The following is a 17,444-nucleotide window of genomic DNA, read 5'->3' on the forward strand; positions in this document are numbered from 1 at the left end:
AACGGGCGCCGGCGCTCAGTGGCGGGCGCCCTGGCGGCGGAGGCGGCCGCGCAGTGCGAGGGGCAGCGCCACCCAGATGACGAGCACCACGACGAAGACGATCCCGGCCGCGATCAGGCCCGCGGGGTGGCCGAGCAGGAAGTCGACGATGAAGAGCACGATGCCGGTGAAGAGCAGGGATGCGGCCGCCAGGCAGATGATCAGCAGCACGTTGGCGAGGCCCACCAGCTCGGCCTTCGCCCGCTGCCGGAACAGGAGGCGGTGCAGGGCGACCGGCGCAAGCGCCAGGAGCGTCACCGAGACGGCGAGGAAGACCAGCACCAGGTAGATGCCGACGTCGAACGGCGGCAGCTTCGTGAAGCGCTGCTGGAACGGCAGCGTCAACAGGAAGGCCGCCAGGATCTGCGTCCCGGTCTGGAAGACGCGGAACTCCTGCAGCAGCTCGTTCCAGTTGCGGTCGGCGCGCTGCGTCGCGGTCTCGTCGCGGCCGTCGCCCGGGGCGGCGTCGGCGCCCTCGGTCATCTCCGCGCCTCCTCCAGGTCGCGCGCGAGCGCCGCGAGCGCCGCATCCACCGTCGCGTGGACGACCTCCTCGGGGTCGCCGTCGAGGTGCAGCTCCTCGATCATCAGGGCGTCGGGGCGGCCGTGCGCGAGGAACACCGTGCCCGCTTCACGCCCCTCCTCGGGGTCGGGGCCGCCGGCTCCGGTCACCGCGGCGACCATCCCCGCGCCCAGCAGCCGCCCCACCCCGGACGCCATCTGCTCGGCGCAGGAGGGGGTGATCACCGGGCCGGGCGTCACCCCGAGCACCTCGAACTTGACGTGCTCGGAGTACGCGACCACCCCGCCGGCGAACCAGTCGGCCGCCTGGGGCGAGGCGCCGAGCGCCGACGCGATGGCGCCGCTCGTGAGCGACTCGGCCACCGCGACGGTCACGCCGGCGGAGGAGGCGAGGTCGGCGATGCGCTCGCCGAGGTCCGTGGCTTCGTCCGTCATCCGCGACCCTCAGCCGTTGTCGCTGTCGCCCTCGTCGCCTTCGGCTTGCGACGGCTTGTCGACGATCTGCTGCTCCGCCTCGGTGTTCTCGTCGTGGCGGTCGCCTTCGGTGTTCCGGGGGTCTGACATGGCGTTCCTCTTCTCTAGACGTCGGTGCGGAAATGCGCCGACTTGTGGCTGCCGTCGCAGAACGGCTTGATGGTCGAGATGCCGCAGCGGCAGAGCGCAACAGTGCGGCGGTGCTGCTCGATCGGCGTCCCGTCCGGGGTCGTCAACTGGATGTGCCCGCGCACCAGCAGCGGACCGTCGGGGCAGGCGACGATGACCGGCTCCTCCTCGTGCGCGCTCATGCGGCCACCGCCACCGGCCGGCGCAGCGAACTGCGTCCGGCCTCGAAGCTCTCGAGCATGTGCTGTCCGGCGAGACCGTCGACGTAGAGGCAGGCGGCCGCGCCGAACACGATGTCGGGCAGGAGTTCGGGATGCTGCTCCGCGAGCCCGCCCGCGAGGTCGCGGCCGGCGATCTGCTCGTGCACCGCATCCGCCTCGACGTGCTCGTCGTAGTACCAGGTGACGTCGTCGCCGTGGCCGAGGCGGCGGAAGCCGTTGCCGTAGAACCGGTTCGGGATGGACGAGGTCATCTCGAATGCCGCCAGGTGCCCGGTGATGGCCCCGCGCAGGCTGCGGTTGAGGCCGAACATGGACATCATCGTGAACGACGCGAGCGTGATCGCCGGCACGTTGTCGATGTAGGCGCCGTAACTGTCGTCGAGCCCCAGGTTGCGCATCGTGCGCCCGAAGATCTCGGCGTGGATGCGCTCGGGCCGGCCCGCGCCGTACTCGTCGGACTGCACCTCGACCAGTGCCGCCTTCGGGCGGCCGGTGAGGCGCGGGATGGCCCACGAGTGCGGGTCCGCCTCCTTGCGCGTGTAGATGGAGCGGTGGATGACGAACTCGGCCGCCTGCTCCTCGGTCGCCTTCTTGGCGAGGTACCGCGAGAGGCTCGGGCCGCCGTCCTCGGCGGTGAGGTCGAACAGGTAGGCGGCGACGGCGTCCGCGGTGGGCTCGGGCAGCTCTCCCACCTCGACGCGCTCGCGCAGTCGGCTCTCGAACGCGCGCTCGATGTCGCGGCGGGTACGCAGGAGCTCGGGGTTCCACTCCCATTCGTCGTCGGCGTCGACTGTGTCGCCGTAGTGGAGCCCGTACAGCAGGAACAGCGTCAGCTGGAGGTCCTCGTCGGTGAGGAGGTCGGGCTGCGCGTCGAGTGCGCGGGCGGCGTTGCCGGAGAATCGTCGGATCTGCTCGGAGGCCGCGGCCGGTTCGGCCTGCAGCGCCTCCAGCAGCGCCTCGCTCACCGGCCCCCGCGGGGTGATGCGTGGTGTCATATCCCGAGCGAACCTGCGGTTCGGCGGTCGGTCAAGTGGTTGCCAGGGCCGCCGTTGCGTGCCTGGTCCTGTTCTACGGGGCGCAGTCGGCGGCGCAGTTCGCGCAGCGGGGTGGCGGCGCGGAGCAGCCGGCCGTCCGAGTAGCGGACGCCCCCGCGCATCCGTTCCACGACCGCGAGCCAGACGCACACGGACCGCTCGGCGAGCCAGGCGGGCGCCCACAGCGGCGCCGTCGCGGGGAAGAGGCGGTGGCCTCCCGCGCGGCGCCGGCCCACCTCGGCGAGCGCCACGACCGCGGCCGCTCCCGCGAGGATGCGACCCGGGCGCCGCAGCGACGCCAGCACGAGCGGCAGCACCGCCAGCTCGGCGAGCAGCCGCGCGGGCTGGGCGAAGTCGTCGTAGGCCTGACGCACCCGCTGGCGCAGGAAATGGCCGAGGGTGGGAGGGCGCCGGGCGACGCCGATGCGGTCGGCCGCCACGACCCGGCCACCGACGGCCAGCACGGTGCGGATGAGCTCCAGGTTCTCGAACAGCACGTCGCCGTCGTACCCGCCCGCGTCGACGAGCACCCGGCGGCGGACCGCCAGCGTGCCGGGGTAGTCGTGGCCCAGGGCGCGGTTCAGGAGGCTGCGCCCGGTGTCCCAGCGTGCGTGCCAGGGGGCGGGGACGAAGACGTTCTGCGGGCGGACCAGGTCGGCCGAGTCGAGCATCCCGACCACCGCCCGGAGCGCGCCCTCGTCGTAGCGCACGTCATCGTCCGCGATCACCACGCGCTCGTGGCGTGCGGCGTGGATGCCGCTCATCACGCCCGCGACCTTGCCGTTGCGGCCGGGCCGCGGCTCCACCGGCAGGTGGCGGACGCCCGCAGGCAACGCCCGGGCGTGGGCGGAGAACAGGTCGGGCGGGGAGCCGTCCACCACCGTCACGTCGACGAGCTCGCGCAGCCCGGTCAGGTACTCGACCAGCTCGGCCAGGCCCGCGTCGTCCGCCCAGCGCAGCGGCAGGACGTACTCGGCGTCCACCGTCATGCGGCGGCTCGCTGGACGGCACGCAGCCCGGTCACCACGAAGCCGCTCTCGGGCCGCGCCGGGAAGGTGCGCAGGCTCACCCGGAGGTCCTGCTCCGGCACGTCGTACGCCAGTTCGCGCGTCAGCATCCGGATGCCCTCGTCAAGCAGGCCGAGGGTGACCGGCTCTCCCGGGCAGCGGTGGCCGTCGTGGTAACCGCCGCCTCCCTGCGGGATGAGGGTGTTCTGCTCGACCACGAGCCCGTCGAAGCGCTGCGGCAGGAACCGGTTCGGCTGATCCCAGAGCGCCGGATCGTGCGACGTGCCGTACAGGTCGAGCAGCACCCAGTCGCCGCGGCGCACCTTCTCGTCCCGCCACTCCAGGTCACGCGTGGCCCGACCGCCGATGAGCGGGAAGAACGGGTAGAAGCGCCGCACCTCCTGGGCGAACCAGCGCACACCGATCTCGTCCCCGCCGGCGAGATCGTCGCGCCAGCCCGGGTGCCGGTGCAGCGCGAGCGCCGCGAAGGTGAGGTAGCGGCCGACGGCGACGGTCGGGCGCAAGAGGTTCAGAAGCTCGACCGCGGCGACATCCGGCGAGAGGAGGTGCTCCCGCGGAGCCGCGCCCGGTTCCGGCTCGACGCCCGGGATCGGCTCGGTGTATCCGGCCACGACGGTGAGCGGAGACCCTCCGGGCGCGGCGTGCATCTCGCGCTCGCGGCGCACGGCGTCGGCGAGCAGCTGTTCCGCCCGTGCCCGCCTGCGCCGGACCGCCCAGTTCTCCGGCCCGACGGTTCCCGCCGAGTCCACCATCTGGGCCAGCACCTGCGTCTCGCGCAGCTCCGCGGCGACGTCGTCCGGGAGGCCCGCCCAGCTCGAGACCGCCCGGGTCAGCACGTCGTGGAAGAAGTCGAGCAGGACGACGTCGCCGCCGGCCACCGCATCCACTCGGCGCCGGAACTCCCCGCGGAACCGCTCGACCAGGGCGTCCCCGGACGGGCCGGTCAGCAGCCCCAGGAAGAGCTCCTTGCGCCGCCGGTGCGCCTCGCCCTCGAGCGACTGGACGCTGCCCTCGTCCTGCAGCAGCTTCAGCACGGAGCGCGGCATGGCGCCCGCGCGCTCGAAGCGTCCGCCCTCGTAGAAGAACCGGGCCGCCTCCGCCCCGCGCAGCACCAGCACGCGCCGGCCCAGCAGCCGGGTGCGGAAGTGGTCGGCTCCGGAGGCGCGGAAGCCCCGCGTCCCGAACAGGTACCCGTCGCGCACGAACCTCAGCGTGCCGTCTCCCCTGGCCATGCTCAGACCCGGGTGGCCGGCCGGTCTACCCCCGCGCCCCGCGGGCTGAGGAAGATGCCGAGCGCGATCATGGCCACCGCGAGGAACAGGTGCAGCCAGTTGTCGGCGGAGTTCACCGGCACGAAGTTCGCCGGATGGTCGCCGCTGAAGAACAGGCCGTACAGCCAGATGACGGCGTACACCAGCCCGCCGATGACGAGGAAGTTGCGCGACCCCAGCCGGGTGGCCGCGAACGCGACTCCCGCCACCCCGTAGAGGAGGTGCACCAGGTTGTGGAGGACGGAGACCTGGAACACCCCGAGCAGCAGCGCGCCCGAATCGTGTCCCGCGAATGACAGGTCCCCGTAGTTCGTGGTCAGCCCCGGGATGAACCCGGCCAGGCCGACCACCAGGAACACGATGCCGGCGATCAGCGACGCCTTCTGGACGGCGGTGCCGGCGTAGCGGCGGTCGTCCCGGTCGGCGAACCGGTGGTCGGACGGATCAGCAGCGGTGGACATGGCGACTCCCTTCGGTCACTCAGCACGGAACCAGCGCCGGGGATGCGTCGGCAGCCCTTGACATCTCCTCAGGCCCCGGTCTCGGACAGCCGTGGCGAGTACAGGGTCGCCCCGCGGCGCAGGCGGAGCACGCCGTCGTCGCCGAACGAATCGAGGTCCTTCCACAGCACGAGGAACGATCCGCGGGCGCGCCAGCGCAGGAAGCGCGCGATCAGCGCCGGTGCGTCCACCCCCGTCCGCTCGTACCCCGCGAACGACTGGTGCGCGTGCGGGCTGACCACCAGGCCGTACAGGCGGGCGGCGGCGAGCAGGCCGTCGGGCGGTCCGTCGAGGACGAGCCGCGCATCCACCACCTGGCCGAGACGCTCGCCGTCCGCCGCGAGCACCGGGCTGCCGAGAAGGTCACTCAGGATCATGGCGTCCTCCCGGGATACGGCCGATGACGTGATCGCGCATCCACCGCTCGGTCCAGCTGGCGTCGAGCGAGTCCGCCGCGACACCCAGGGTCACCACGATCCCCGGGTCGGCGACGACCTTCCAGGGGATCCGGATGAAGCGCGAATCGGGCAGGCGCCCGCCGAAGATGCGGGTCGCCAGGATCGGCCCGGTGAGGAGCGCCTCGACGATCGGAGGCGTGTCCGGATCGAGGTGCGCCGGGTCGGCCGGCGTGGTCAGCTCCACGTCGTCGACCGTGCTGACCGGGACGCCCTTCGGGTCGAGGATCTGCCGGTCCAGCAGATCGAGGTCGGCGTCGAGGACGCGTCCGGCCACGGGCGGCGGCGCGGGGAGGTCGCGGTGGTCCGTCATGCTCCTGCTCCCGTCACGATCATGAGGGGGATGGCGGCGATCGACGCCACCAGGATGATGCCGAGGAAGATCAGGCCGAAGAAGTTCGTGACCTTTCCGTTGACGCGGTCTCCCATGTACTTCGGGTCGTTCGCCACGATCAGGATGGGCAGGTAGGTGAGCGGGAGCGCGATCGCCGAGAACACGACCGAGAACTCCGTCACTTGAACCGGGTCCACCCCCGTGAACAGGATCCCGAGCGCGACCACCAGCGAGAGGATCATCACGACGTGGAACCTCGACGCCGAGGCCGGACGCCGGAACTTGCCCCACGGCCAGCCGAAGAACTGGGCAAGGGTGTACCCGCTCGACAGCGTGACCTCGAGCGAGGCGCCGAAGGTCGCGGCGACGAAGCCGAGGATGGCTACGATCAGGCCGATCTTGCCGAACGCTTGCGCGACCGGCAGAGCCGTCTCGAACAGCGACGTCACCGCGATGCCCTTCGGAAGCAGCACCACCGCCGCGCACGCCGCGATCGAGAGCGAGAGCAGAGCGCCGAGAGGGAAGCCCACGAGCACGTTGATGCGGGACTGGGCCAGGTCCTTCGGCTTCCACTTCTCCTCGATGGCCCCGGAGGAGAAGAAGAAGACCTCGTAGGGCGTCATCGCCGCGCCGAACAGCGCCACGGCGTAGTACCAATACGTCGCCGGCGACTCGCTCGTGTGCGGGGACGGCTGCAGCAGTGCCTGCGACCCGAGCGCCGACCAGTCGGGGTGGAGCGCGAACAGCGCGACCGCGAAGACGACGAGAGCGAGCCCGAGCAGGCCCGTGACGTTCTCGAGGATGCTGAACTTCACCCGCCAGATCACGATCCAGACCGCGATGGCCGCCACCGGGAACCACAGGGTGGGCTCGATGCTGGAGGCGAGCTGCAGCGCGAGGGCGATGCCGCCGATCTCTGCTGCCAGCGTCAGGAGGTTGATGAGGAACGACGCCGACAGGTTCGCCACGGCCATCCGCGCCCCCAGGCGCTCCCGGATGATCTCGAACGTCGCGCGGCCGCTCACCGCCGCCACGCGGCCGGACATCTGGGCGAAGATGCAGATGCCGATCGTTCCGAGCACGAGAACCCAGGTCAAGGTCAGGCCGAAGCGGGAGCCGACGACGCTGCTGGTGACGAGGTCCCCGATGTCGACGAAGCCGCCGATCGCCGTCAGGACGCCCAGGGCGACCGCGAAGATCGCTTTCACTGGCCCTCCAGCCGCTTCGACGTCGCGTCCAGCTTCTTCGCGAGGCGGTCGAGCTCCTGCCGCTGCCTCTCGAGCGCCTTCCCGGAGTCGTGGCCGGCGGCCGAGGCCTTCTGAGCGGATGCCACCGCATCCTGAGCCGCGCGGATGTCCGCGAGGACGCTGTCCCGCTGAGCGCCGATCCCTCCGATGGCCGTCATCGTGGCGACCGTCGACGCCTCCTGGGCGAGGTTGGTGGCGGAGTCGGTCAGCCCGGTGTCCATCACCGTCGGCAGCAGCCGGTCGTTCTCGTTGAGCCCGAGGACGAGGCCGGCGGACCGGGCGGTGGCGGAGGCGGAGCCCGCCGATTGGGACAGGCTGCTGCGAGCGTTGCTGTCGGCCGAGCATCCCGCGAGTCCGGCCGCGAGCGCTCCGCCGAGCAACAACGCCGCGGCGCGTTGAACGGGTGGTCGAGGGATCACGCCCAGGACTGTACGCGCCCTGTGAGAAAGGTGACAGTAGCGAGTGCGCAACTACCCCGGCGCGACTACCCCGCGGGCACCGACGGCTGCGGCTCGTCGCGGCGATAGCCCGCGGTCGCTTCCTCGTAGGTGGTGTGGCGCCGGGCCGGGTGCGAGTCGGCGGGCGGCGGCACCTCCGTCTTGCTGAGGGCGTGGAGCACCAGCTGCTCCACGAGCGTTGCCGCGGTGGTGTCGCGCGAGCGCGCGATCCTGACCAGGGCGGCGAATTCGCGCTCACCGAGTCGGATCGTGAGGGGCATCCCGGCCGGCGCACGCCCCGGCCCGTGAACGGATGCCGGCTCTGTCCGTTCCGCTCCGTGAGATTCCTTCATGTCTGGCAGTCTCGCATGAGGGCCGCCCGTTCGTCATTACACGTTTTGTTCGCGAAGCGCACATGCCCGAGGCAGCGCCGTTGCCGACGGATGACGGCGGCTTGGAAGATCGAACCGTCGCGCGCGCGGCGCCACCCCGTTCCCCCCGGTCCACGGTTGCGCCGCCGCGACACCTAGTCGGCGGGATCCTGGTCTTCGGGTGGCCAGGATCCCGCCGCCCCCAGCCGCAGCCCCTCGCGCAGCCGCTCGACGATATCGGCCGTCGGCACCACGCCGTCGCCCAGCGACAGCGCCATCGAGGCGGAAGCGGCGGCCCCCACGATGTGATGGATGCGCGGCTCGCGCGCGTCCTCGCCCAGCGCCCGTTGCGACTCCTCCGCCGCTGCGGCCAGCCGGGTCGCCAGGTCTGCCCGCTCCTCCGGCGACGGAGCGCCGCTCAGCACGGCGACGGCATCGCGGAGCACAGGGACGAGCGCGCTGCGGAGGACCGCGTCGGCGTCGGTCACGTCAGCCCCTCCGGAGCGCCGAGCGCCCGGCCGGCGAGCGCCGCGTCCAGCGCCGCCAGCAGCTCCGCCGGGGTGAACGGTTTCGCCAGGAACTGCGCGCCGTCGCGTTCCACGGCGTGCCTCGTGCCCGGACCGGGCAGCATCCCGCTCATGAGCACGACCGCCGTGTGCGGCTGCTCGGCGGCGAGCCGGCGCGCGATCGCGTCGCCCTGCACGCCGGGCATCATCACGTCGGTGAGCACCGCGTCGAATCGCCGGCCCTGCATGAGCAGCTCGAGCGCCTCGACGCCCTGCGCCACCTCGGTGACGAACCCGCGCTGGTCGAGCGTCTGCCGTACCAGCTCGCAGATCGCCTCCTCGTCGTCGACCACGAGCACGCGGCGACCGCGGCCCGGACCCGCGACGGGGACGTCCGCCGCCCGCGGCCAGGGCGGCGCGACGGCCAGCCCGGGCAGCTCGAACCCGATCGCCGTGCCCGCGCCGGGCGCCGAGTCGACCTCCAGCTCACCGCCGTGCGCCTTCACGATCGCGGCCGACGTCGGCAGCCCGAGGCCGGTGCCGGTCGCCTTGGTGGTGAAGAACGGCTCCAGGATGCGCGAGGCGGTCCTCGCATCCATCCCGCAGCCGGAGTCGCGCACCTCGAGCCGCACCCCGTGATCGCTCTCGGACGCCCGGATCGTCAGGACACCCCCGTCGGGCATCGCGTCGCGGGCGTTCGTGACGAGGTTGACCAGCACCTGGAACAGCTCCGTCTCATCGCCGGAGATCGCGGGCAGCCGATCCGGCGACTCCACGCGCACCTCGATCGACTTCGGCAGCGTCTCGCGGCAGAACCGGCCCAGCTCCCAGAGCAGGGCCACCACATCCACCGGCGCCCTCCGGCCCTCCGACCCGCGCGCGAACGACAGGACCTGCCGGATCATGGCCGCCCCGCGCTGGGCGGCGGCGTCGAGCGCGTCGAGCATGTCGCGGCGGCGGGGATCCTGCTCGTCCTGCCGCAGCAGCTGCACCGACATGAGGATGGGCGTCAGCACGTTGTTGAGGTCGTGGGCGATGCCGCCGGCGAGGGTGCCGAGGCTCTCCATCCGCTGGGTACGGATGCGCTGCTCCTGCTCGCGGCGGTACTCCGTGATGTCGGAGTTGACCGCGAACACGGTCACCTGCCCGTCCTCACCGCGAGACAGCTGCCACCGGCAGTCGGCGACGATGGGCGACCCGTCCGCCCGCCGCTGGCGCAGCTCGCCCACCCAGTAGCCGTCGCGCAGCAGGTTCGCGTCGGCGGCGTCGAACTCGACCGGGTCCTCGTACAGCAGGTCGCGGATCGAGCGACCCACCGCCTGCGCCGCGGGGATGCCGTAGATGGTCTCGGCGCCTCCGTTCCAGTAGCGGACGGTGCCGCGCAGGTCGCGCACGATGATCGCGTCACGGGCCGCGTCCAGCAGCGCCGCCTGTGCCTCGACGCGCCGGGTGTACTCTTCCAGCTTCTCGCGCGACCGCTGATCCTCGGTCACGTCGCGCACGATGATCGCGATGCCCTCCTCGGTGGGATGCGCGTCCACCTCGAACCAGCACCCCCAGTCGGGCACGAACGCGCGCGCCGTCCCCGCGAGGCCGCGGTCCATCGCCTCCCGGTAGATCCGCTCGAACGGCCCGCCCATCGTGGTCGGGAACATCTCCCACAGCGTGTGATCGCGCAGCCGGCCCTCGTCGATCCCGGCGAGCTGCAGCGCCCACGAGTTCGCGAAGGTGAAGCGCCACTCGCGGTCCACGAACCCGATCGCGTCGTGCACCTGGTCGAGCGAGCTGCGCAGCAGCCGGGCCATGGCGCGCTGCTCCTCGCGGTGGCGGACAAGCGCGCTGACGTCGTGGAAGGCGCCGTGCACGCGCACGATCCGGCCGCTCTCGTCGCGTTGCGCCTCACCGGCCAGGTGGGCGTGCATCGGCTTGCCGGAAGCGTCGATGACGGTCGCGTGCAGGTCGAGCGGGTCGCCGTGCTGGATGGTGCGCTCGAAGGCGTCCCACACCGCCCGGCGATCCTCCGGCTGGAAGAGGGCGAGCGCCTCCTCGTCGACGGGCACGCGGCCGGGCTGCAGACCGACGAGGCGGAACAGGCCCTCGCTCCACTCGATGCGGTTCGTCTCCACGTCGACGAACCACCCCGCGAAGCCCGCGATGCGCGCGGCCATCCGCAGGAGCGCCTCGTTGCCCGCGGCCGCCGCGGCGGCGCGCTCCACGTCGCCGATGTCGCGCGCGATCGCGAGCACCGCCGCGACCGCGCCGTCGTCGCCCCGCAGCGGGATGATCGTGACGTCGAGCGGGCGCACCGCGCCCTCGGGCGTGACGACGCGGGTCACGTACCGCCGGTTCGCGCCGGCGACGGCCTCCCGGAACCGCGCCATGGTCGCCTCGACGGAGTCCGGATGCAGGAGACTGTCGAAGCGCATGCCCGCGAGCTGCTCGGCCGGGTAGCCGAGCAGCTCCACCAGTGCCGCGTTGATCTCGACGAACGTGCCCGTGACGTCGACGACGCACACCCCATCGGGATGCCCGTGGAAGAGGGCGTCGAGGCCGTTGAGCCGGAGGGCTTCGGACGGCGTGCTCATGGGCGCGGCACGATCGGGCGGGGCATGCAGGGATTGTAGGCGACCGGCGGCCTACACTGACCGGCATGGACACGGACAGGGCCGACCGGAGCCTCCTGGTCGTCGACGACGACCCGCTGATCCGGCTCACCTTCGAGGCTGCTCTCGCCGGTCACGGCTACCGCGTCACCACCGCAGGCGACCTGCAGGCCGCGGCGGAGGCCGCCTCGGCCGGGGCCGATCCGGACGCCGTGCTGCTCGACGCCACGGTTCCCGGGTGTTCGCTCAGCGAATCCCTCGACCTGCTCCGCCGCCGGCCGGACGGCACGCTCCGGCCGATACTGGTCATGAGCGGCTCCCTCACCCGACCCGCGGAGCTCGCCGGAACCGGGATCGGCTACCTGACCAAGCCCATCCCCCTCACCGAGCTCCTGGACGCCGTCACGGAACTCCTGGCGTCCGTGGCCGGGACGGCGGCGGACGGAGCGGAAGCCGGAAGACGATGACCGACACCTCCGCGCGCACCCGCACCCTGAGGGCCGTGGTGGCCGACGACGACGTGTTCACCGCGTCCATGGTCGCCTCCGCCCTGCGCTCCACCGGCATCGAGGCCTCCCAGGCGACGACCGCCGCCGAGGCGTGGGGCATCATCCTGCAGGTGGAGCCCAACGCGGTCGTCACGGACCTGGACTTCGGGGCGGGCAGCGACTCCGGCGCCGAACTGCTGTGGCGGGTGCACCGCGAGCTGCCGTGGGTGGGACTCGTCGTGCTGACCTCGCACCTGTCCCCCGAGCTCGCCGTGGGCGACGACGCGCTGCCGCCGTCCGTCGTCTACCTCGTGAAGTCGCAGGTGAAGGATGTGGATGTGCTCGTCGCGGCCGTCGACGCCGCGATCGTCGGCGGCGACCACCGCACCGCGGAGCCCACCGGGGATGTGCGCACGGTCACCCGGGCGCAGGCGGAGGTGCTGCGCCTGGTCGCGTCGGGCGCCTCCACGCGGCGGATCGCCGCCCAGCGCGGCACCAGCGTGCGTGCGGTCGAGACCATGCTCGCCCGGCTCTACCAGGCGCTCGGGGTGGATGCGGACGAGCAGGCCAACCCGCGCGTCACGGCGGCGCGCATGTGGCAGCAGGGCCGCGTGCGCATCCGCTAGCCCTGGCCGAGCCGGCGCAGAAACCGCCGGAAGACGCCGGCCGGGCCGGGGGAGACAGCCTCGACGCCCCGCTCCACCTCGGGATTGGCGGCGTACCCCGTGTAGCCGCAGGCCTCGCAGACGAGCAGGTCGGCGTGCACCGCGAGCCCCGCGCCGTAGTAGGGGTTGCGGACGAGCCGCGCCACCCCACGGCACTGCGGACAGCAGGCCTCACGCATAGCCGCCCCCTTCCGACACTCCATGATGCGCCCGGGGAGCCGCCTGCCCGCTTCCCCCTGTTCGCGGCGCGAACGGGGCCTCAGCCGAGGGCGTCGCGGAGGAACTCGTCGAGCGAGAGCGGGCGGCGGCCGGTGATGCGCTCGACCGCGTCCGTCGGGCCGGCCAGCTCGCCGGCGGCGATCGCCGTGTAGGTGGAGACCCAGGCGTCGACCTGCCAGTCGGGCGCCCGCCATCCGGCGCGGGACGCGTACGCCTCGGGCACCGTCTCGTCGTGGAACGAGACCGCACGGCCGGAGTGCGCCGAGAGGGTCTCGGCGACCTCCGCCAGTGTCAAGTCGCTGGGGCCGGTCAGGTCGTAGGTGACGTCGACGTGGTCGTCCGGATGCAGCAGCACCTCCGCGGCGACCCGCGCCACGTCCGCACGGGCGACCATCGCGGCGCGGCCGTCGCCGGCGGGGCCGCGGATCACGCCGTCGTCGCCCACCAGGTTGCGGGCGAAGTCGAGGTACAGGTTGTCGCGCAGGAAGGTGTGACGCATGCCGGAGGCGAGGATGCGCTGCTCGGTCGCGTGGTGGTCTCGCGCGAGCGTGAAGGTCGCGTCCGGCGCCGCGCGGAAGAACGACGTGTAGACGATGTGACCGACACCGGCGCGGGCCGCCGCGTCGACGAACGCGACGTGCTCGCGGAGGCGCTCGGCGTTCTCGGCGGCGGACACCATGAGCAGCGTCTCGACGCCGTCGAGGGCGGCGAGCGCAGCCTCTTCGTCACCGTAGGAGGCGCGGGCGACCGAACTGCCCGGGAAGCGCGGGGCGCGTTCCGGGGAGCGCGCCAGCATCCGGAAGGGCACACCCGCGTCGGCCAGCGCGTCCGCCGTCATGCGGCCCACCGCGCCGGTGACTCCGGTCACGGCCACGCGGGGACGTTCGTCGCTTCTGTCGGGCATGACACCATCCAACTCGACGCCGCCCGGATCCGACAAGGAGTCAGCGGCCGAGCCGCTCATCGAGCCAGTCGAACATCCGCTGCTCGGTGAGCGCCCGGGCGAGCGGCTGCACGTGGAAGTCGGCGCCCTCTGCCTCGGTGAAGCGCAGGAGGGTCGAGACCTCCGGAGTGAGCGCGGCGAGCTCCTCCGACTGGCCCGGCCAGAACTGCTCGTGCTCCGGGTCGGTGATGAGCAGCGGCGTCGTGATCTGCGCCGCCACGTCCTTCACGGTGTACTGGAGCACCGCGCGCATGGTCTCGGCGTAGCCGGTCGTCCCGTACGGCCGGGCGCGGAACCGCCAGGTGTAGGCCAGCTCGTGCGAGAACTTCGCTCCCATCGCCATGTCCCGGTCGAACTTCTCGTCCTCGCCCTCGTCGAGGAGCTTCCTCATGTTCGCCGGCAGGTGGGTGGTCCACGAGGTCGAGACGTCGACCACTCCGGGGTCGACGATGGCCGCGGCGAAACGGTGCTCGAAGGCGAGCGCGCGGGGCACCCAGTACCCCGCCTGGCTGATGCCGTAGACGGCGACGCGGTCCGCATCCACCCCCGGCAACGCGCGCACGAAGTCCAGCACCGGCGTCAGCACGGCCTCCCAGTCCGGCCGGAAGGGGACGCTGCGCTCGAAGAGCATGGACTGCTGCCCGGGCCCGTCGAAGACGAGGGCGTCGTAGCCGCGGCGGAGCGCTCCCGAGACGGCGCAGGCCCACAGACTGGTCAGCGGCCCGTCACTGCCGTTCACCGCGACCAGCAGAGGGCGGGATGCCTCGCCCGCCGCGGCTGCCGCCACGGGCGCACGGAACAGGTAACCGGGCATCGCGGTGTCCTCGTACGGGATCCGGACGGGCGCGACGTCGACATCCGTCAGCTCCACCCAGCGGTCCCACGCGGCACGGTGCTTGCGGAAGGTCGGCAGCAGCTCGTCGTCCGACTCCAGGGTGGCCACGGCGTTGACCGCCGTTCCGTAGTAGGACGCCGCGCGGAGGAGGCGCTCGCGGCACTCACCGCGTGACCGGCGGCTGCCGACGCCTCGCCCTCCGCCGCGATCCGGTCGCCGAGCGCGAGCCACGCCCGGAACCAGCCCTCGTGGTCCTTGTCGCCAACCCCGTGCACGGCGGCGATCACCTCGCCGATATCGGCCGCGCCGCTGTACGCCTGGCCGATGGTGGTGCGGATCTCGAAGTCGAAGTCGGGGTTGCCGGAGAAGGAGAACTCGTGCGTGCGCGCCATGCCCACAGCCTTGCCGCCGGATGTGCGCCGCCGCCAGCCCTCGATCGGGGTGGAAGCGGACCCCGCCTCAGTCGATCAGGCCGAGGGCGACCAGCCGGCGCAGCACCTCGAGGCCCGCTGGTGGGCAGCGGTCCGCGTCCACGCTCGACGTCCAGTGCACAGCGCCCACCTCGCCCGAAGGCTCCGGCTGTGCGTCGGTGCGCCCGAGGAACACCCGCATGTGCACCTGGCGCCCCTCCGGCTCGCCGTGCGCCTGCGTGCGCACCTCGAACAGCTCCTCCAGCTCGTCGGGCCGGAATCGCAGCGCGACCTCCTCCAGCGCCTCCCGGGCGGCGGCCTCTGCCGCGGTCTCGCCGGCGTCGACCTTGCCACCGGGCATGTAGTAGACCTCCCGCTCGCGGGCGGTCACCATGAGCACCCGGCGATCGCGCACGACCGCGACAGCGGAGACGATGAGCGGGGCGGAGGTCACCCGTCCACGCTACCGGGAGCATTCCGGCGGGCGGCGCTCCATGGCAGGATCGGGGCGTGACCGGCCGAACGATGCTGCTCGACAGCGCCTCCCTCTACTTCCGCGCGTTCTACGGCGTGCCCGACACGGTGAAGGCTCCGGACGGTACGCCCGTCAACGCGGTGCGGGGGTTCCTCGACATCATCGCGAAGCTCGTCACCGACTACCGGCCGGATGCCCTGGTCGCCTGCTGGGACGACGACTGGCGGCCGCGCTGGCGGGTGGACCTCATCCCGAGCTACAAGGAGCACCGTGTCGCCCGTCTGGTCCCCGGCGGCGTGGACATCGAGGAGGTTCCGGAAGCACTGGTCGCGCAGGTGCCGCTCATCCGCCAGGTGCTCGATGCGGTGGGCATCCCCATCGTGGGCGCTCCCCTCGCCGAGGCCGACGACGTCATCGGAACCCTGGCGACCCGCGCCGATGGGCCGGTGGATGTGGTTACCGGCGACCGCGACTTGTTCCAGCTCGTCGACGACGAACGCGGCGTCCGGGTGATCTATACCGCTCGCGGCATGAGCAACCTCGAGCTCGTCACCGGCGAGGTCGTCCTGCAGAAGTACGGCGTGCGCGGCGACCAGTACGCCGACTTCGCCGCGATGCGCGGCGACACCTCCGACGGGCTACCCGGGGTCGCCGGCATCGGCGAGAAGACCGCCGCGGCGCTGCTCGCGGAGTATGGCGACCTGGGCGGGATCGTTGCGGCGGCGGAGGATTCCGCAAGCGGCATGAAGCCGGCCGCCCGGGCGCGCTTCGCCGCCGCCCGCGATTACCTCGCCGTCGCGCCCCGTGTCGTCGAGGTCGTCCGGGATCTCGACCTCCCCGCCGTGGAGGCGCGACTCACCACACCCTCCGAGGAGCAACGGGCGACCCTGGCCGCCCTCTCCGAGAAGTGGGGCCTCGGCGGCTCGCTCGACCGGCTGCTCATCGCGCTGGAGCGCTGAGCGGCAGCACCGACGAGGCGCTCAGCCCTGCGGCACCCAGCGCCACAGTTCGCGTTGCGCCAGGAGGGCCAACTCGCGCAGCACGTCGAGGTCGGCTTCGCCGTCGGCGCGCTCACGCGGCGTGCGTCCGAAGACGCACAGCGCCCCGATGCGCGTGCCGTCCGGCGCCTCCACGGGATACCCGGCGTAGTAGCGCAGGCCGGCCGGCCCCGTCACGAGGGGACTCGCGGCGAACCGGACGTCCTCGACGGCGTTCGGCACGACCATCCCATCGGCCGTCTGGATGGTGTGGATGCACGCCGACTGCTCGATCGGGATGTGGTCCAGAACGGCGCCCGCGGAGGCCAGCGGCCACTCCTTCTGCTCGTCGAGCACGGTGAACATCGCGATCTCGGTGCCGAGCGTCCGCTTCGCCGTGCCGACGATGTCGTCGAGGCGGGTGTCCCCTCCGCGCCGGCTCAGCTTCAGGCGTTCGATCGCCTCCGCCCGCTGCGGGCCCTCATGCCCGGCGATCGGATGCGGCGTCTCCCGTTCCTGGAGCGCCGGCGCGAGCGCGTCGACGATGCGCCGGGCCCAGGCGAGGTAGTCGGCCGGCGTGCGGCGCCGCCGGGACGCGTCCGCATCCGGTGCGTCGAGGCCGACGTAGAGGGCGCCCGTCTCACGGCACACCTCGCCGGCCAGCGCGTTGAGGCGCCGGGCGTGCACATCGGCGATCCGCCCGGCCGGCGAGTCGTAGGGGCGGATGGAGCGGATGGGCTGGGCACCGAGCCAGACCACCGGGCCGGAACCGCGCGACCGGGCGTACGTCAGCAGCTCGCGCAGGCGCTTGGCGAACGCCTTCGGCTCCTCCAGCCGCATCGCGTCCGCCACCGCGCCGCTGATCACGAGCGCGTCGTAGCGCTCGACATGGGCGTGAGCGAGCAGACCGCGCAGCCTCCGCACACCGGCCGACGGATGCGGCAGCACGTCGACGACCGCCCCACGGCCCGTGGCCGCGGCGAGCGCTCGGGCGACGGCGCCCGGCAGGGCGAGGTCGTGGCTGCCGACCCCCACCCGACGACGGGGCCGGAGCCGACCAGCAGCACGCGGACGGCACGGCGGCCGGCCGCGTGCGCCTGACGGCCGTCGAGCGGTCGCACCAGGCGCGAGCGGACGGTCGCGACGTGCAGACGCCAGGCTCGCATCGCCACCCGGCGGGGCAGCGAGAGCCGTTCGTCGTCCACGCTCCGACCGTATCCCGGGCGCGAGCGCATCCCAACTCGACGCCCGGGCGACTGTTC

General features: G+C 72.6%; 23 protein-coding genes. 3 read left to right on the plus strand and 20 right to left on the minus strand.

Annotation, left to right across the window (positions count from 1 at the left end):
* Positions 1-15: 15 nt before the first annotated feature.
* The 14 genes from ACQ86M_RS14855 to ACQ86M_RS14920 form a co-directional block, all read right to left on the minus strand.
* On the minus strand, positions 16-522 hold the full coding sequence (locus ACQ86M_RS14855) for a DUF6328 family protein (RefSeq protein ID WP_431245992.1): 507 nt from the start codon (positions 520-522) through the stop codon (positions 16-18).
* Positions 519-995 (minus strand): CinA family protein, encoded by a 477-nt coding sequence (locus ACQ86M_RS14860; RefSeq protein ID WP_431219390.1) that lies wholly within the window; start codon positions 993-995, stop codon positions 519-521. The genes ACQ86M_RS14855 and ACQ86M_RS14860 overlap by 4 nt, the downstream gene beginning before the upstream one ends.
* 143 nt (positions 996-1,138) lie before the next feature.
* Positions 1,139-1,345: a CDGSH iron-sulfur domain-containing protein gene (locus ACQ86M_RS14865; RefSeq protein WP_431245993.1), complete on the minus strand. Its 207-nt coding sequence runs from the start codon at positions 1,343-1,345 to the stop codon at positions 1,139-1,141.
* On the minus strand, positions 1,342-2,379 hold the full coding sequence (locus ACQ86M_RS14870) for an iron-containing redox enzyme family protein (protein WP_431245994.1): 1,038 nt from the start codon (positions 2,377-2,379) through the stop codon (positions 1,342-1,344). Before ACQ86M_RS14870 ends, ACQ86M_RS14865 begins: the two co-directional genes overlap by 4 nt.
* Positions 2,376-3,407: a glycosyltransferase gene (locus tag ACQ86M_RS14875; RefSeq protein WP_431245995.1), complete on the minus strand. Its 1,032-nt coding sequence runs from the start codon at positions 3,405-3,407 to the stop codon at positions 2,376-2,378. Before ACQ86M_RS14875 ends, ACQ86M_RS14870 begins: the two co-directional genes overlap by 4 nt.
* Positions 3,404-4,678, minus strand: a complete 1,275-nt coding sequence (locus tag ACQ86M_RS14880) for a cytochrome P450 (RefSeq protein ID WP_431245996.1) — start codon at positions 4,676-4,678, stop codon at positions 3,404-3,406. Before ACQ86M_RS14880 ends, ACQ86M_RS14875 begins: the two co-directional genes overlap by 4 nt.
* Before the next feature lie 2 nt (positions 4,679-4,680).
* The gene (locus ACQ86M_RS14885) at positions 4,681-5,178 is read right to left on the minus strand and encodes a DUF4383 domain-containing protein (RefSeq protein ID WP_431245997.1); all 498 of its coding nucleotides are present in this window, start codon (positions 5,176-5,178) and stop codon (positions 4,681-4,683) included.
* A 68-nt stretch (positions 5,179-5,246) separates the two neighbouring features.
* Positions 5,247-5,594 carry a PRC-barrel domain-containing protein gene (locus ACQ86M_RS14890; protein WP_431245998.1) on the minus strand — a complete coding sequence of 116 codons (348 nt, stop codon included), beginning with the start codon at positions 5,592-5,594 and terminating at the stop codon, positions 5,247-5,249.
* Positions 5,581-5,985 carry a hypothetical protein gene (locus tag ACQ86M_RS14895; protein WP_431245999.1) on the minus strand — a complete coding sequence of 135 codons (405 nt, stop codon included), beginning with the start codon at positions 5,983-5,985 and terminating at the stop codon, positions 5,581-5,583. Before ACQ86M_RS14895 ends, ACQ86M_RS14890 begins: the two co-directional genes overlap by 14 nt.
* Complete coding sequence (locus ACQ86M_RS14900) at positions 5,982-7,214, minus strand: NRAMP family divalent metal transporter (protein WP_431246000.1); 1,233 nt, start codon at positions 7,212-7,214, stop codon at positions 5,982-5,984. The genes ACQ86M_RS14895 and ACQ86M_RS14900 overlap by 4 nt, the downstream gene beginning before the upstream one ends.
* Positions 7,211-7,672, minus strand: a complete 462-nt coding sequence (locus ACQ86M_RS14905; RefSeq protein WP_431246001.1) for a hypothetical protein — start codon at positions 7,670-7,672, stop codon at positions 7,211-7,213. Before ACQ86M_RS14905 ends, ACQ86M_RS14900 begins: the two co-directional genes overlap by 4 nt.
* A gap of 65 nt (positions 7,673-7,737) precedes the next feature.
* Positions 7,738-7,971, minus strand: a complete 234-nt coding sequence (locus ACQ86M_RS14910; protein WP_431246002.1) for a hypothetical protein — start codon at positions 7,969-7,971, stop codon at positions 7,738-7,740.
* Between the two features lie 245 nt (positions 7,972-8,216).
* A complete protein-coding gene (locus ACQ86M_RS14915; protein WP_431246003.1) occupies positions 8,217-8,549 on the minus strand; it encodes a hypothetical protein in 333 nt (110 codons plus the stop codon).
* Positions 8,546-11,152 (minus strand): PAS domain-containing hybrid sensor histidine kinase/response regulator, encoded by a 2,607-nt coding sequence (locus ACQ86M_RS14920; RefSeq protein ID WP_431246004.1) that lies wholly within the window; start codon positions 11,150-11,152, stop codon positions 8,546-8,548. The genes ACQ86M_RS14915 and ACQ86M_RS14920 overlap by 4 nt, the downstream gene beginning before the upstream one ends.
* 65 nt (positions 11,153-11,217) lie before the next feature.
* Here ACQ86M_RS14920 and ACQ86M_RS14925 point away from each other — a divergent pair, with 65 nt between their 5' ends.
* Positions 11,218-11,637 (plus strand): response regulator, encoded by a 420-nt coding sequence (locus tag ACQ86M_RS14925; RefSeq protein ID WP_431219402.1) that lies wholly within the window; start codon positions 11,218-11,220, stop codon positions 11,635-11,637.
* On the plus strand, positions 11,634-12,284 hold the full coding sequence (locus tag ACQ86M_RS14930) for a LuxR C-terminal-related transcriptional regulator (protein ID WP_431219403.1): 651 nt from the start codon (positions 11,634-11,636) through the stop codon (positions 12,282-12,284). Before ACQ86M_RS14925 ends, ACQ86M_RS14930 begins: the two co-directional genes overlap by 4 nt.
* On the opposite strand, the gene ACQ86M_RS14935 is transcribed toward ACQ86M_RS14930, so the two are convergent.
* The 5 genes from ACQ86M_RS14935 to ACQ86M_RS14955 form a co-directional block, all read right to left on the minus strand.
* Entirely contained in the window at positions 12,281-12,502 is a 222-nt protein-coding gene (locus ACQ86M_RS14935; RefSeq protein WP_431246005.1) for a hypothetical protein, read from the minus strand. The two genes, ACQ86M_RS14930 and ACQ86M_RS14935, sit on opposite strands and share 4 nt — an antisense overlap.
* An 80-nt stretch (positions 12,503-12,582) precedes the next feature.
* Complete coding sequence (locus tag ACQ86M_RS14940; RefSeq protein WP_431246006.1) at positions 12,583-13,446, minus strand: NAD(P)H-binding protein; 864 nt, start codon at positions 13,444-13,446, stop codon at positions 12,583-12,585.
* 40 nt (positions 13,447-13,486) lie between these two features.
* Entirely contained in the window at positions 13,487-14,428 is a 942-nt protein-coding gene (locus ACQ86M_RS14945; RefSeq protein ID WP_431246007.1) for an alpha/beta hydrolase family protein, read from the minus strand.
* Positions 14,347-14,712: a hypothetical protein gene (locus ACQ86M_RS14950; protein ID WP_431246008.1), complete on the minus strand. Its 366-nt coding sequence runs from the start codon at positions 14,710-14,712 to the stop codon at positions 14,347-14,349. The genes ACQ86M_RS14945 and ACQ86M_RS14950 overlap by 82 nt, the downstream gene beginning before the upstream one ends.
* A gap of 67 nt (positions 14,713-14,779) precedes the next feature.
* On the minus strand, positions 14,780-15,184 hold the full coding sequence (locus ACQ86M_RS14955) for an NUDIX domain-containing protein (protein WP_431246009.1): 405 nt from the start codon (positions 15,182-15,184) through the stop codon (positions 14,780-14,782).
* A gap of 71 nt (positions 15,185-15,255) precedes the next feature.
* Here ACQ86M_RS14955 and ACQ86M_RS14960 point away from each other — a divergent pair, with 71 nt between their 5' ends.
* Positions 15,256-16,164, plus strand: coding sequence for a 5'-3' exonuclease (locus ACQ86M_RS14960; protein ID WP_431247896.1), 909 nt, complete (start codon positions 15,256-15,258; stop codon positions 16,162-16,164).
* A 21-nt stretch (positions 16,165-16,185) separates the two neighbouring features.
* Here ACQ86M_RS14960 and ACQ86M_RS14965 read toward each other — a convergent pair whose 3' ends face one another.
* Positions 16,186-17,217 carry a GDSL-type esterase/lipase family protein gene (locus tag ACQ86M_RS14965; protein WP_431246010.1) on the minus strand — a complete coding sequence of 344 codons (1,032 nt, stop codon included), beginning with the start codon at positions 17,215-17,217 and terminating at the stop codon, positions 16,186-16,188.
* Positions 17,218-17,444: the final 227 nt, after the last annotated feature.

This window comes from Leifsonia xyli subsp. cynodontis, assembly GCF_050632205.1.
Taxonomy (GTDB): domain Bacteria; phylum Actinomycetota; class Actinomycetes; order Actinomycetales; family Microbacteriaceae; genus Leifsonia; species Leifsonia xyli_D.

Excerpts from the sequence above, each read along its gene's own strand:
- ACQ86M_RS14855 (WP_431245992.1), bottom strand. The coding sequence starts at position 522 with ATGACCGAGGGCGCCGACGCCGCCCCGGGCGACGGCCGCGACGAGACC.
- ACQ86M_RS14860 (WP_431219390.1), bottom strand. The coding sequence starts at position 995 with ATGACGGACGAAGCCACGGACCTCGGCGAGCGCATCGCCGACCTCGCC.
- ACQ86M_RS14865 (WP_431245993.1), bottom strand. The coding sequence starts at position 1,345 with ATGAGCGCGCACGAGGAGGAGCCGGTCATCGTCGCCTGCCCCGACGGT.
- ACQ86M_RS14870 (WP_431245994.1), bottom strand. The coding sequence starts at position 2,379 with ATGACACCACGCATCACCCCGCGGGGGCCGGTGAGCGAGGCGCTGCTG.
- ACQ86M_RS14875 (WP_431245995.1), bottom strand. The coding sequence starts at position 3,407 with ATGACGGTGGACGCCGAGTACGTCCTGCCGCTGCGCTGGGCGGACGAC.
- ACQ86M_RS14880 (WP_431245996.1), bottom strand. The coding sequence starts at position 4,678 with ATGGCCAGGGGAGACGGCACGCTGAGGTTCGTGCGCGACGGGTACCTG.
- ACQ86M_RS14885 (WP_431245997.1), bottom strand. The coding sequence starts at position 5,178 with ATGTCCACCGCTGCTGATCCGTCCGACCACCGGTTCGCCGACCGGGAC.
- ACQ86M_RS14890 (WP_431245998.1), bottom strand. The coding sequence starts at position 5,594 with ATGATCCTGAGTGACCTTCTCGGCAGCCCGGTGCTCGCGGCGGACGGC.
- ACQ86M_RS14895 (WP_431245999.1), bottom strand. The coding sequence starts at position 5,985 with ATGACGGACCACCGCGACCTCCCCGCGCCGCCGCCCGTGGCCGGACGC.
- ACQ86M_RS14910 (WP_431246002.1), bottom strand. The coding sequence starts at position 7,971 with ATGCCCCTCACGATCCGACTCGGTGAGCGCGAATTCGCCGCCCTGGTC.
- ACQ86M_RS14920 (WP_431246004.1), bottom strand. The coding sequence starts at position 11,152 with ATGAGCACGCCGTCCGAAGCCCTCCGGCTCAACGGCCTCGACGCCCTC.
- ACQ86M_RS14925 (WP_431219402.1), top strand. The coding sequence starts at position 11,218 with ATGGACACGGACAGGGCCGACCGGAGCCTCCTGGTCGTCGACGACGAC.
- ACQ86M_RS14930 (WP_431219403.1), top strand. The coding sequence starts at position 11,634 with ATGACCGACACCTCCGCGCGCACCCGCACCCTGAGGGCCGTGGTGGCC.
- ACQ86M_RS14935 (WP_431246005.1), bottom strand. The coding sequence starts at position 12,502 with ATGCGTGAGGCCTGCTGTCCGCAGTGCCGTGGGGTGGCGCGGCTCGTC.
- ACQ86M_RS14940 (WP_431246006.1), bottom strand. The coding sequence starts at position 13,446 with ATGCCCGACAGAAGCGACGAACGTCCCCGCGTGGCCGTGACCGGAGTC.
- ACQ86M_RS14950 (WP_431246008.1), bottom strand. The coding sequence starts at position 14,712 with ATGGCGCGCACGCACGAGTTCTCCTTCTCCGGCAACCCCGACTTCGAC.
- ACQ86M_RS14960 (WP_431247896.1), top strand. The coding sequence starts at position 15,256 with ATGCTGCTCGACAGCGCCTCCCTCTACTTCCGCGCGTTCTACGGCGTG.